Raw genomic sequence first — 13,697 nt, 5'->3', positions numbered from 1 at the left:
TGGCGCCGTATCCGCGATACGGCGCCATTCGTTGAATCAGAAATCGATGTTCAGACGGCTGTAGTAAAACGCGCCGTACGAGCCGAACGGTGAGATCGACGAGTAGTACGAGCCGCCGGAAACATCGACCACGGTGTGTTTGTCGGGGTAGACGTTGAACACGTTGTCGGCGCCCAGCGAGACGCGCACGTTGTCGGTGATCTGGTAGCCGACATCGACGTCGGTGATCCACTTGGCGCCGAAGCGTTCGTCGACGCCGCCGCTTGAGCTGCCCAGTTTCTTGACTTCGCCGTAACGGGTGGTACGCACGCCGGCGTCCCAGTCGCCGACTTGCCAGTTCAGGCCGAGCAGGAACTTGGTTTTCGGGGTCAGGTCGGTGATGCCGCCCAGTTCGGTGCGGTCGAAGCGCGACAGGCCCAGGCTCTGCAACTGCGCCGGGTTGTCTTTCTGGTCGGTGATGGTCGCCTTGTTCCAGTTGGCACCCAGGTTCCAGCGCAGGCGACCGAATTCGCCCAGGTGCTGGGTGTAGTCGACCACCAGATCGACACCGCGGGTGCGGGTGTCGAAGGCGTTGGCGTAGTACTGCACCTGCTGCACATGCGAGAAACCGTAGGAGGCCAGAATGCGGTCGACGGCCGCGCCTTGCAGCGGGCTGATCAGTGCGATGCGGTCTTCAAGGTCGATCAGGTAAGCGTCCAGCGAGACGTTGAGGTTCTTCACCGGGTTCCAGGTCAGGCCGGCCGACAGGCTTTGCGAGCGCACCGGTTCCAGGTCTTCGGCGCCCAACGCAATACCGATCGCCGAGTCGGGCTGCACACGTTTGATCATGATGTCGCGGGTTTCGTTGCCAATGGTGCGCCGGCCCAGACCGGTCTTGGCGTAGCCTTGCTGGACCATCGACGGCGCGACGAAACCGGTGCTCAGCGCACCGCGTGCGGCCAGTTCCGGGGTGAACGCATAACGGGTCGAGAGCTTGCCGTTCCAGGTGTTGCCCGAACTGTCGGTGTAGTGCTCGAAGCGCCCCGCCGCGCCGATAAACCATTTGTCGGTGACGTCCAGGCCCAGGTCGACATAGGCGGCGCTGTTACTGCGGCGCAGGTCGACTTCGTCTTCGGGCAGCAGCAGGTAGTTACCCAGGGCGCCGATGGCCGCTTGCTGGCCGGCACGCGGGTGGCCGACCGGGTAGGTGTAGCCGCCGTTGCTGTACGATTCCGGGTCGCCGGATTCGGTGCGGTAGTGCTCGAAGCGGTGCTCTAGACCGGTGGCAAAGGTCAGCGGGTTGCGCAGGCCGATGTCCAGCGTGCGGTTGAGGTCCAGGTTGGTGGTCCACTGATCGAAGGTGTTGGTCTGCAACCAGAAGTCGGTCGGGCTTGAGGTGCCCAGCGACGGGTTGAGGTTCTTGTCGGTCAGTTGCTTTTGCTTGTTGCGGCTGTACGAGGTGCTCAGGTCCCAGTCCCAGCCGGCGATATCCTTGCCACGTGCGCCGACCACGGTCTGGTAGTCGAGGCTTTCGAAGGTAAAGTTCGGCGCCACGCCATCGGGATACAGCTCGTTGACGATGGTGTTGGAGTTGGGCCGGCGAAAACCGATCGACACCAGCGCGTCCTGCTTGCCCAGGGTGCTGAACGAGTACAGCGAGGTGTCGTCGGTCAGCGGCAGTTCGGCGTTGTAGGCCAGGTTGTACTGCTCGATTTCCGGCAGGCCGCCACCAAAGCTGCGGCGTTCCACAGTGTTTTCACGCGGGTCGGGCTGGCCATTGATCGGGTAGTAAAAGCTGCCGGTGGCCTCGGCAGAGCGCTTGGTGCTGTCCTGGTTCTTGGCATCGAGGGTGAAATTGAAGAAGCCGCCATTGGGCAGCTCGAAACCCTTGTTGATGCTCTGCTGGTAGGTTTCGCCGTTGGAGCCCACGCCGTGGTAGCCGGAACGACGCCCGGCCAGCGTGGTGGCGCTGCCGCCGCTGCTGTCTTTTTTCAGGATGATGTTGATCACCCCGGCAATTGCGTCAGAACCGTACTGCGCTGCCGCGCCGTCGCGCAGCACTTCGACGCGGTCGACCGCCGCGACCGGAATCAGGTCGAGGTCGGCCGGGTTCCAGCCTTCGATCAGTACCGAGTTTTCCGACGCCACCGAACCGCCGTGGCGGCGCTTGCCGTTGACCAGGACCAGCACATAACCGCCGCCCAGACCGCGCAAGCCGGCCGCGCGTGCGACGTTGCTGTAAGCGCCGCCGGTGACCTTGGCGACGTTGAACGAAGGCAGCAGATTAGCCAGAGCATCGCGAAGACTGACGCTGGCGCCCTGCTTTTCCAGGTCCTGGCCGCCGATCACATCGATGGGCACCGCGCTTTCGGCCACGGTGCGCTCGACACCGCGGTTACCCACCGAGACCACGGTCTGCAACTGGGTGGTTTCTTCACTGCCCTGCGGCGCTGCGTGTGCAGTGCCCGTCCAGTACAGCCCGGCCAGGGTCAACAGCGCGGGCGCCGAGACCTTTGAAAACTTTACTTGCATGAACATCCCCTCCGACAAGTCGCCGTGAAAAGTGAATCTGGCAGTGCGGCGATTTGCCGAGGTCGGCTGGATGCCCGCGTATCTGGATTGTTGTGTGAGCCATACAATCCATTTTTCAAATATTTAAAGCCATTGAATTTGGTATACGAATACTAAGCGGCGATTTTTATCGCCACAAGAAATTAGAAATTCTATGGATATTCGATATGGAGATATGAGGCGTCATTCGGACGATGACGCCAGAAGGGTCAGCCGGCGTAGATCGCTTGCATCAGCATGTCGTGACGACTGGCGGGGTGCAGGGTCATGCCGGGCAGCAAGGCCTGCGAGGACACCTGCAGGCTGTCGGCCAGTGCGCGGGCGACTTCGGAGAGGGGGCTGGCGTGGGCTGATACCAGGCCGAAATAGAACGGAACGCTGGCTTCGATCGAGCGCACCACCACGCCTTGCAGCGGTACGCCGTAGGCGGTGAACGGGTCGACCAGGGCGACGCCCAGACCTGCACGGGCCATTTGCATGGCGATCAGCGAGGTGTTGGTGTCGAGAATATGCTGCGGCTCAAGGCCTGCGTTTTCGAAGGCCTTGTTGATGCGCCGACGAAAGCGAAACGGGTTGGAGATGCTGATCAGGGTCTGCTCGGCCAGTTGCGCCATGCCCAACACCGGGTAGGCGGCCAGCGGGCTGTCTTCGGGCACGACCGCCACGCAAGGCGCTTCGCCGATCCAGTGCAGCTCAAGGCCGCGGTGTTCCAGCGGCAGGCTGATCACGCCCAGATCGAAGGTTTTCGACAAGACGGCCTGCACCGCCGCTTCCGGCGACAGGCTGTGAATCTGCAACTGCTGCGCACGCAGATGCTCGGGCAGACGCGCCAGCGCCGGGGGCAACAGGCCGGCGGCCAGGGCCGGCGTGGCGACCAGACGCAGGCTGCGGTTTTCGTCGCGGGCAATGTTCAGCGCGCGCTGATGCACATGGCGAAAGCCTTGCAGGGCACTTTCGACCTCGGCGGTCATCTGGAAGGCTTTCTGGGTGGGGGTGACTTTCGGGCCACTGCGCTCGAACAGGGCAAAGCCCAGTTCCTGTTCAAGTTCCTGAATCTGGCGGGTGATGGTCGGCTGCGAACGCCCGAGCATCTGCCCGGCGCCGGTGACACTTCCGGCCGACATCACGGCGGCAAAGGCTTCGAGTTGACGCAGGTCCACATGAGCTCCTTTTCGATGGGAATCGACAAAGGCGCGAGCGTACAGGTTTGTTTTGCGTATCGCACGCAGGGACCAAGCCAGGCAACACGGATGTGTTGCCTGGCAACAGCCTTACACCGCCAGACTGCGCTCGCGCAGTTCGGTGTTGAGGATGCGGTCGTTTTCGCTGTAATCGACCGGGCAGTCGATCACGTGTACGCCCGGGGTGCTGATGCATTTTTCCAGCAGCGGCAGGAAGCCTTCGGCGCTTTCGACGCGATGACCATAGGCACCGTAGGCTTCGGCGTATTTGACGAAGTCAGGGTTGCCGTAGTCCAGGCCGAAATCGGTGAAGCCCATGTTGGCTTGCTTCCAGCGGATCATGCCGTAGCCGTCGTCACGCAGGATCACCACGGTCAGGTTCATCTTCAGGCGAACAGCCGTTTCCAGCTCCTGGCTGTTCATCATGAAGCCGCCGTCACCGCACACCGAGATCACCGGACGGTCCGGGTACACCAGGTGCGAGGCCATGGCCGATGGCAAGCCTGCGCCCATGGTCGCCAGGGCGTTGTCGAGCAGCACGGTGTTCGGCTTGTGCGCCTTGTAGTTGCGGGCGAACCAGATCTTGTAGATGCCGTTGTCCAGCGCCACGATGCCTTCGCTAGGCAGCGCACGACGGATGTCGGCCACCAGACGCTGTGGATACACCGGGAAACGGTTATCGTCGGCGCCTTCGGCGATCTGTGCTTCGTTGGCTTCACGGATGGCCAGCAGGCGGGTGAAGTCCCAGTGAGACACACCTTCCAGCGCTTCACCGATCTGCCACACGGCGTTGGCGATGTCGCCGATCACTTCGATCTGCGGAAAGTACACCGCATCGACTTCAGCCGAGCGGAAGCTGATGTGGATCACTTCGGTGCCGCCACGGACCATGAAGAACGGCGGCTTCTCGATCACATCGTGGCCGATGTTGATGATCAGGTCGGCGGCTTCGACGGCGCGGTGTACAAAGTCACCGGACGACAGCGCAGCGTTACCGAGGAAGCGCGGGTGGCGCTCGTCGACAACGCCTTTACCCATTTGCGTGGTGACAAACGGGATACCGGTCTGGTCGATCAGTTGCTTGAGAACCTTGGCGGTCATCTTGCGGTTGGCACCGGCACCGATCACCAGGATCGGGCTGCGCGCAGTCTTGAGCTTGGCAACGGCAGCCTCGATCGACTTGTGCTCGGCCAGCGGACGACGCTGCAGGCTGCGCGGAATCGGCAGCACGTCGGTCTGTTCGGCAGCGATGTCTTCAGGCAGCTCCAGGTGCACGGCACCCGGTTTTTCTTCTTCGGCGAGGCGGAAGGCCTCACGCACGCGGGACGGGATGTTGTCCGCGGATGCCAACTGATGAGTGTACTTGGTCAGTGGCTGCATCATGCCGACCACATCCAGGATCTGGAAGCGGCCCTGCTTGGATTTCTTGATCGGCTTTTGGCCGGTAATCATCAACATCGGCATACCGCCCAGGTATGCATAGGCGCCAGCAGTGACCAGGTTGGTGGCACCGGGGCCCAGGGTCGACAGGCTGACACCCGTCTTGCCGGTCAGACGGCCATAGGTGGCGGCCATGAAGCCAGCGGACTGCTCGTGGCGAGTCAGCACCAGCTTGATCTGCGACTTGCGCAGGGACTCGAGCAGGTCGAGGTTCTCTTCACCGGGAATACCGAAAACGTACTCGACGCCTTCATTTTCCAGACATTGCACTACCACGTCGGCGGCCTTGGCCATGATGCTCCTCATCATTGGTTGGGTGGGCTACGGGAGGATAGACGCGCTCCCGACACAGAAAGTAACAGCGCGCCAACGATCTGATAAGCGGTTTTAACCCGTGCGCACAAATGACGCACCCGGTTGCCGGGCGACGAAATCGCTGATGTTATCCACAGCGCGGTCCATCAATTGCTGCATGGCGTCTTCGCTGCTCCAGGCAATGTGCGGGTTGAGAATGAAGTCATCGCGCTCGATCAGCGCGAACAGCGGGTTGCTCGGGTGCAGCGGCTCGTGCTCGACCACATCCAGCGCCACACCGCCCAGACGACCGGCCTGCAAGGCGGCGATCAGCGCGGCCTCGTTGACGATGCCACCGCGCCCGGTGTTGATTACCAGCGCATCGGGCTTCATCAGGGCCAGTTCGGCGGTATCGATCAGGTTGTGGGTTTCGGCGGTCAGCGGACAGTTGATCGACAGCACATCGCAGCTTTTCAACAGCTCGGCCAGTGGCCGGCAATCGGCACCGCGACGTTTGCCGCCACGGTCCTCGAACACGACCTGCAAGCCCAGCGCACGGGCCAGCTCGGCCAGACGCAGGGCAATCGGGCCGCTGCCGATGATCGCCAACTGGCGACCGCGCACATCGCGGATGCGGTGGTCGAAATAAATGTTCTTGTACTCGGCCTTGCCGGCATGCACCTGACGCATCAGCCGGGTGAACGCCGCCGGGCGCCGGAACAGCTCGAAGATCATCGCCAGGCTGTGTTCGGCCACGGTATTGGCAGCGTAGCCCGGCACGCTGGAGACGACGATGCCGCAGGCTTCGCAGTAGTCGACATCGACGATGTCGCGGCCGGTCAGGGCCAGCGAAATCATCTTCAGCTTCGGCAACTGGCGTAGGTGTTCTTCACGCAGCGGCACGCTGCAGGTCAGCGCAATGGTCGCGTCGCGCAAGTGCTCGAGCACCTGCTCGGGGTGGGTGTAGGCGTACTGTTGCCAGGTGTGCGCCACGCCCGGGCGCTTCAGGCGGGTGGACGGTGCCAGGCCGTCGTCGTCGAGAAATACGATGTGTTCGCTCACGCTGCGCTCCTTATTTTTTCTGCGCCGGTACATAGCCGGCCGGCGCCATGGCCACCAGGCGCTTAGTGATAAAACCGGCATCGCGGTCGTGGTCCTCCAGTGACTCTTTATGCACCAGCGCATCGCGCACCATGTGCGCACCAAAGAAACGCAACGGCTCGGGCGGCAGCAGCTTCATCTTCTGGTTGACCAGACCGCAGTTGCCCCACTCGTCGTTGGCATGCTCGACCAGCGACTTGATGATCCGGCTGGCAAACACCGTGGTCGCCACGCCGTTGCCGGAAAAGCCGATGCCGTAGGCGATGTTCTGGTGATGGTCGAGGTAGCCGAAATTGGGCAGGCCTTTCATGGCCCGGTCGATCGGCCCGGTCCAACTGCTGACGATCGGTACGCTGGACAGTTGCGGGTACAGCCTGCGCAACTCGGCAGCCACCCGGTCGGCGGCCGGCGAGGGCTTTTCGTAGAGGTTGCCGATGCGCCCGGCAAAGCCGAACTGGCCCAGCGGCTTGCCAAACACCACGCGGCCATCCGGCGTGTTGCGCCAATAGTTGAGCACCGTGCGCGAGTCGGTCATGCACTCGCCCCGACTGAAACCGATGGCGTCCAGCCTGGCCTTGACCGGCGCGGTGGCGACCATGTCGCTGGACATGATCGCGATCATGCGCCGCAACTCCGGAAACTGTGCGCCCCAGGCGTTCATCGCAATGACCACCCGGTCGGCCATCACCTTGCCCTTGCTGGTGTGCACCACCGGATGCGCGCCACGCTGCAGATGGGTCAACGGGGTCTTTTCGAAGATTTTCACCCCCAGCTTCAGCGCTACCCGACGCAAGCCACGGGCAAGCATGGCCGGCTGCACAGTGGCAGCGTTGCGGTCATAGATACCGCCCAGCACCAGCGGCGAGCCGACACGGCCCGCAATCGTCTGCCGGTCCAGTTCCTGAAACGGGTTGACGCCCAGGTTTTGCAGGCCGTCGGTCAGCACCTTCCACGAGTTCATCTGCCGTTGGTTGGTCGCGGTCCACAGCCAGCCGTCCTTGCGGTACTGGGCATCGATGCCGTGCTCTTCGCAAAAACTGCCGATCTCGTCGATGGCCGACTCGGCCGCCTCACAGATGCGCCGGGCCTCGACATCCCCGCAGATGGTGCGCACCGACAGGTACTTGCCCCACCAGTTGGTGGCGATGCCGCCGTTGCGCCCGCTGGCACCGGCGCCGCAACGGTCGCGCTCGACAATCACGATGGTCTTTTCCGGGTTGGCCTGCTTCAGCCGAATCGCCGACCACAGCCCGAGAAAACCGCCACCGATGATGCAAACGTCGGCCTGCATCGATTCCTCCAGGGCTGGAGCAAGATCGCTGTCCAGGTCGAGGGCCTGCGCATACCAGAATCCACGGTACATATGAGAGCTGCCTTGATGAGTGGTTTTTCTTTCATGATGCGCAGCGCGACAAAGGGGCGGCTATTACGCCAATGACAATTGATAGGACATTGCGACCCGGTGTCCTTGATCTCCTGTTTACCGGGCTAAATATGATAGGCAGGACACCTTGGGCAGTCCTAGAATCGACCTTGCCGCCCTCGATGCCGGCCCCTTGGAGACACCGATCATGGCTCACTCTTTTGCGCTCGACCCGGCCGTGGACGCCACGGTGCAACCCCCGGTAAAACCGGACTTGCGGGTCGGTTTCATTCTGTTGAACCACTTCACCCTGGTGCCGGTGGCAGGCCTGGTCGACTCGCTACGCTTTGCTGCCGACAAGTCGTTCCGAAGCCAGCAGGTGCATTGTCAGTGGGACTGGATGACCTGCCTCGATGAGCCCGTGACGGCCAGTTGCGGCATGCCGATCTCGCCCACCAAGCCGCTGAATGTCTGGGCGCAGTACGACTACATCGTGATCGCCGGCGGGCTGATGGGCGAAACCCGCAACCCTCCGCAATGGCTGCTCGATGCGCTGCGCGACCTGCACGCAGCCAAGGTGCCGATCATCGCCCTGTGCTCGGCCTCGTTCGTGCTCGGCAAGGCCGGGCTGCTCGACGGCAAACGCTGTGCGGTGCACTTCACCATCCTCGACGAGTTCAAGACACTGTTCCCGGACGCCATTGCGGTGCTGGACAAAAGCTATGTCGACGACGGCGGCATCATCACCTGCCCCGGCGGCACCGCCATCGACCTGGCCGCCAGCCTGATCAGCCGCCACTGCGGCGCGGTGCGCGCACAAAAGGGCCTGGAATACCTGCTGGTCGAAGCCCGGACCGACACCGAGACACACACCGGCAGCCAGCCGAGCATCTACGAAAACGACCGGGTCAGCCGCGCCATTACCTTCATGCGCGCCCACCTGGACACGCCGATGTCACTCAAGGACGTCGCCCAGGCAGTCGGCACCCAGCCGCGCCAGTTGCACCGCGAGTTCGTCGCCAACACCCAGGAACCACCGGCCAACTACTGGCGCAAACTGCGCCTGGACCATGCCCGGCGCCTGCTGGTCAACACCAGCCAGAACATCACCACCATCGCCCTGAGCTGCGGCTTTTCCGATGCCTCGCACTTCATTCTGTGGTTTCGCAAACAGTACGGGGAAACACCGTATTCGTACCGCAAGCGCCGACACGAGGTGGAGCGGTTCAAGGCCGACTGGCAGGATGAGCCGGTGGGGCTTGATGTTTAGGGGTAGTTGCAAGCTGTAAGCCACAAGCGGCAAGCCGGGCGCGGTCAGCTTGTAGCTTGTAGCTTGTAGCTCAACACTTACATCGGAAAATACTTGTCGACCAACGCGTACAGCACGGCCGCTGTTTCAGCATCCAGCGCGCCATCGTATTTTTCAGGCCGGAAATGTAGCTGCAAGGCTCTCACCAACGCGCGGTACCCGCTATCGGTGCCCGCGCCTGACACGTCGTATCCATAGACCTTCAGTTTGGCCAGCACCTGCGCCCTGGCAGGCAGTTCGCGGTTGAACTGCACTTGATAGCGCTGTTTGGTCGCCTCGTCGTACCAGGCACCAATGCCGGCTTCATGCAGTTCTTTCCAGGGGAACGCAGGACCCGGGTCACTCTTTCTGCCGGGGGCAATGTCGCTATGGCCCAGCACATGGACAGGCGTCATGTCGGGATAGCGCTGCAGGATATCCAGGGCCAACTGCTTGACCGCCTCGATTTGCTGCACGTTATAAGGGGGAAAGGTGAAGACGCCTTTATCGAAACTGGCGTCATTGACGATTTCGATGCCGATGGAGGTGTCGTTCAGGTTGTTGCGACTGCCCCAGACACTGGCACCGGCATGCCAGGCACGTTCGTTTTCATCGACCAGGTTGAAAATTCGCAGGTCCTTGAAACCTGCGTCGGTGTAGGTTTTATCAAGGGGATCGGGCACCAGGTAATGCGCGCTGACCGAAGGGCCGGTGAGCGCCGTGACCGAGCCTTTGAACGCCCCGGCCGTGTAATGCAGGATCAGAAAGCGAACCCGGCGGTTGAAGCCCTTGATGGAGCGATAGCTGTTGTAGTCGATGATGTACATAAGAAGTGGTTTCTGTCTGGAGAATGGGTTGAGGCCTCAACCTACCCCGTCTCTGAAGCCTTGCAGATATAGATAAATACCGCCCGCTACCTGTTATTTCTGACAGGTAGGCAAGACCGGCGTAAAGGGTGAACCTGCGTGCACAGGCTCCGCTCAAGGTACCCGGTCATGTCCCTGCCAAAACCCGAATCACTTTGCCGCTACCGCTACGACCCGCTTGATCGGCTGGCCAGTTGCTTGCCGCTCGGGCAGGCTGACACGCGCTGCTTCTATCGCCCCAACAGGCTGACCACTGAGATTCAGGGGCAGATCGGGACTACGAGGTTGCAGATAGAAAGCCTGCTTCTTGCGCAATGGCGGCAAGAGGCAAAAAGGATTGAAAGCCTGTTGATCGCTACGGACAAACCAGGCTCGGTACTCCACGCCCTGGATACTTATCGGCAGCCGTCATTTGTCTACACGCCTTACGGTGTCCGTCAGCCTGCTCAAGCGCCCTTGCACCTGCCGGGCTTCAATGGCGAGCGACCCGATCCGGTGACCGGGCATTATTTGCTGGGTAATGGCGTACGTGCTTTTAACCCGGTGCTGATGCGTTTCAACTCGCCCGATAGCCTGAGCCCGTTTGGTAAGGGCGGGATCAATGCCTATGTCTACTGTGGCGGTGACCCGGTCAATCGTATCGATCCGTCGGGGCATATGTTTGGCAAACTGTCCAAGCTGCTTCAAGGCTCTCAGCGCTCGGCTGATGATGCGGTAACGTTTGCAGTAGGGGGCGATCCGGGAATAGTACGAACGCTTCATCAATCGTTCATTCCAAATACAGGTTCGATTCCAGAGATGTCTGCGCCCAGAAAAGCATTGCAACAAGGATTGGGCCCCGAGGAGCGGGCTACGCAATTTGGCGCAAGCGTCGATATGGTCAACAGAAACCTCAGCACCTATCCCTCCAGCAACCAGAGTCTTCCACTGAACCATGCTGAGTATTATGCGTCGCTGGCTCAAAAAGTCTCTACAGGACAGATAAGCGACTCCACAGCGTATACACGTTCGTCTTTAAAATGGTTTAGGGAGGTATTCACTAGCCCACACCCCCGCGCGTCTCTTGCCGGAGCTGTGGTTAACATGGCAGCGGCCATGAGCGCCAGTGCTACGCAAGCCGGAGCGCTCAAAACCGGTGCGGCACTAGGGGGGAAATCCACATTGAGCGTCACAGAAATAAGGAAAGCATGAGAAAAAAGGGCTGGAGGTCGTTGTATGAACCACTTGGCTACCGGTCAAATCTGACAGGTAGCCAAGCCAACCATAAAGGGGGAGCCTGAGCGCAAAGGCCCCGCTCAAGGTACCCGATCATGGCAATTCCAAAACCCGAGCCACTGTGCCGCTACCGCTACGACCCGCTGGATCGGCTGGCCAGCTGTTTGCCGTTCGGGCAAGACGACACGCGCTGCTTCTATCGCCTGAACAGGCTGACCACTGAAATTCAGGGACAGGTCGGTATCTCGTGGCTGCAGGCGCAAGACCGGCTTCTCGCGCAGTGTCAGCAAGAATCGGGCGAGAATAAAAGTGTATTGATTGCCACTGATGCGCCGGGCTCGGTGATCCATGCCCTTGGTGCCGATCAGCCCCAAGCGTTTGGTTACATGCCTTACGGCACGCGCGCCCCGACTCAAGCGCCCTTGCACCTGCCGGGATTCAATGGTGAACGACGTGATCCGGTGACCGGGCATTATCTGTTGGGCAATGGCTATCGGGCGTTCAATCCGGTGTCGATGCGCTTCAACAGCCCAGACAGTTTGAGTCCGTTTGGCGAGGGCGGGTTAAATACGTATGGGTATTGTGGGGGGGACCCGGTGAACCGGTTGGATCCGAGCGGGCATATCATGAAGCTGGGGGCCTACTTTCTTCAACGCCCGTTAAGATACTCAGATCAAATGCTATTCAATGATATCAAAACACTGAAGAACCAATACATGTCCATCCCCCTAAAAAAACGAGCGTTGGCGTCCATGAACCCGAGCATAAAAAGCGTCTACATGGGGAGCAATCACACGTCTCCCGGCATAAAGAAAATCATTGAATCATCCATGGACTCCCACATGATTGAGCTGATCGACCAAACAAATCTACAAAGAATATCAAGCGCATCTGACACCCAAATAAAAATACATCTCACACGCCCCAAAAGATCAAAACTCAAACTCATTGAGCCAGATACATTTTCAACAAGTAAAATCTCGGAAGATATACATAAAATTAAATATTCATACTCATCTCGTAAAGCGTTGGAGCGAACCTACACGTCCCAAGAGATAGAGCCTATGATCGAGGCAAGCTGGATACGTTATCAAAACCTGACGGTTAATCTTGCAAGACCTGCACCTGAAGAAATGAGAAACCCATTACTTCACTTTCGCAGGTGAAGCATTACCATTCGAGGGTAACTGGTATTTTTGACAGGTAGTCAAGACTCACTGGGGAGGTGATTCTTTGTGCAAAGGACCGCTCAAGGTATCCGCTAATGTCCCTCTCAAAACCCGAGCCGTTGTGCCGCTACCGCTACGATCCGCTTGATCGGCTGGCCAGCTGTTTGCCGCTCGGTCAAGACGATACGCGCTGCTTCTATCGCCTGAACAGCCTGACCACTGAAATTCAGGGGCAGATCGGCACCTCGTGGTTGCAAACCGATGATCGGTTGCTAGCCCAATACCAGCAGGATGCCGGGAACAATGAACGCGTATTGATTGCCACTGACACGCCGGGCTCGGTGAGCCATGCCCTTGGCGCCGATCAGCCGCATGCGTTCGGCTATACGCCTTACGGCACGCGTGCCCCGGCTCAAGCGCCCTTGCACCTGCCAGGCTTCAATGGCGAACGACGCGATCCAGCGACCGGGCACTATCTGTTGGGCAATGGTTATAGAGCGTTCAACCCGGTGTTGATGCGGTTCAACAGCCCGGACAATTTGAGCCCTTTTGGCGAGGGTGGGTTGAATGCGTATGCGTATTGCGTGGGGGATCCGGTTAATCGAGTGGATTCGACAGGGCATATCTGGGATTGGGCGAAAGCAATTCTCCGACCTGTAGGGCTGATCAGGACTCGAAGTCAGATTCAGCTCAGTTTTGATCTAAGAAACGCATCATTTTCAACTGGATCCCTGTCATCAATGAACACTGTGTCCACCCGGGCATCGATGACAAGCACTGAAAGCCTCATCAGCATTCCAAAGGCCGCCGGCACTTCAAAAACCCAGCAAACCGCTACCCAGCTCCCTGCCTATTCGAATCTGGCCTCTCAATCCAGAACCGGCAGAATCTTGAGCAACGAAAAAATCGACCTCAGCAAACTCATTTATGCTCAAGAACAAACCAAGACAGAGTTCCAACAAGCGAGACGCATTATAAGACTTTATAAAGAGAGCAATCGCAAAATCGATCAGATGTTATACATGAGGTACTGGCAAGCAAAAAACTCATTCAATGAAGCATCGGCGGCGGTATCAAACGCTCAATCCATGCACGCCATTAGAAACGGCGGCCGCAAAAACTGAGTGCAACACCTCTACCTCCGGTAAGGTGCCGCGATGTCTTATACCGAACTCAGTATCGAAGAACGCGTCACCATTCAAATCGGACAATACCGAGATCTCAGTCAGC

Annotated in this window: 10 protein-coding genes; 4 read left to right on the top strand and 6 right to left on the bottom strand. The window is 59.7% G+C overall.

Annotation, left to right across the window (positions count from 1 at the left end; genetic code table 11):
- Nucleotides 1-36 precede the first annotated feature (36 nt).
- The 5 genes from ACYP2A_RS20345 to ACYP2A_RS20325 form a co-directional block, all read right to left on the bottom strand.
- Nucleotides 37-2,511, bottom strand: coding sequence for a TonB-dependent receptor plug domain-containing protein (locus tag ACYP2A_RS20345; protein ID WP_459747639.1), 2,475 nt, complete (start codon nucleotides 2,509-2,511; stop codon nucleotides 37-39).
- A 248-nt stretch (nucleotides 2,512-2,759) separates the two neighbouring features.
- Nucleotides 2,760-3,710, bottom strand: coding sequence for a LysR family transcriptional regulator (locus ACYP2A_RS20340; RefSeq protein WP_459747637.1), 951 nt, complete (start codon nucleotides 3,708-3,710; stop codon nucleotides 2,760-2,762).
- 111 nt (nucleotides 3,711-3,821) lie between these two features.
- The gene (locus tag ACYP2A_RS20335) at nucleotides 3,822-5,465 is read right to left on the bottom strand and encodes an acetolactate synthase large subunit (RefSeq protein ID WP_459747636.1); all 1,644 of its coding nucleotides are present in this window, start codon (nucleotides 5,463-5,465) and stop codon (nucleotides 3,822-3,824) included.
- A 93-nt stretch (nucleotides 5,466-5,558) separates the two neighbouring features.
- Nucleotides 5,559-6,527, bottom strand: a complete 969-nt coding sequence (locus tag ACYP2A_RS20330; RefSeq protein WP_459747635.1) for an NAD(P)-dependent oxidoreductase — start codon at nucleotides 6,525-6,527, stop codon at nucleotides 5,559-5,561.
- A 10-nt stretch (nucleotides 6,528-6,537) separates the two neighbouring features.
- A complete protein-coding gene (locus ACYP2A_RS20325) occupies nucleotides 6,538-7,929 on the bottom strand; it encodes an NAD(P)/FAD-dependent oxidoreductase (RefSeq protein ID WP_459747633.1) in 1,392 nt (463 codons plus the stop codon).
- 208 nt (nucleotides 7,930-8,137) lie between these two features.
- Here ACYP2A_RS20325 and ACYP2A_RS20320 point away from each other — a divergent pair, with 208 nt between their 5' ends.
- Nucleotides 8,138-9,199: a GlxA family transcriptional regulator gene (locus tag ACYP2A_RS20320; RefSeq protein ID WP_459747632.1), complete on the top strand. Its 1,062-nt coding sequence runs from the start codon at nucleotides 8,138-8,140 to the stop codon at nucleotides 9,197-9,199.
- Nucleotides 9,200-9,276: 77 nt separating this feature from the next.
- Here the strand turns inward: ACYP2A_RS20320 and ACYP2A_RS20315 are convergent, their stop codons facing one another.
- Entirely contained in the window at nucleotides 9,277-10,044 is a 768-nt protein-coding gene (locus ACYP2A_RS20315; RefSeq protein ID WP_459747630.1) for an N-acetylmuramoyl-L-alanine amidase, read from the bottom strand.
- Between the two features lie 168 nt (nucleotides 10,045-10,212).
- On the opposite strand from ACYP2A_RS20315, the gene ACYP2A_RS20310 reads away from it, so the two are divergent.
- From ACYP2A_RS20310 to ACYP2A_RS20300, 3 genes are all read left to right on the top strand, one after another.
- A complete protein-coding gene (locus ACYP2A_RS20310) occupies nucleotides 10,213-11,274 on the top strand; it encodes an RHS repeat-associated core domain-containing protein (RefSeq protein WP_459747629.1) in 1,062 nt (353 codons plus the stop codon).
- Nucleotides 11,275-11,393: 119 nt separating this feature from the next.
- Nucleotides 11,394-12,464 (top strand): RHS repeat-associated core domain-containing protein, encoded by a 1,071-nt coding sequence (locus ACYP2A_RS20305; RefSeq protein ID WP_459747628.1) that lies wholly within the window; start codon nucleotides 11,394-11,396, stop codon nucleotides 12,462-12,464.
- Between the two features lie 98 nt (nucleotides 12,465-12,562).
- Nucleotides 12,563-13,591, top strand: a complete 1,029-nt coding sequence (locus tag ACYP2A_RS20300; protein ID WP_459747627.1) for an RHS repeat-associated core domain-containing protein — start codon at nucleotides 12,563-12,565, stop codon at nucleotides 13,589-13,591.
- Nucleotides 13,592-13,697: the final 106 nt, after the last annotated feature.

The organism is Pseudomonas sp. 3A(2025) (assembly GCF_054589175.1).
Note: the sequence above shows the minus strand (reverse complement) of the source record. Positions and strands in the feature narration are given on the sequence as shown.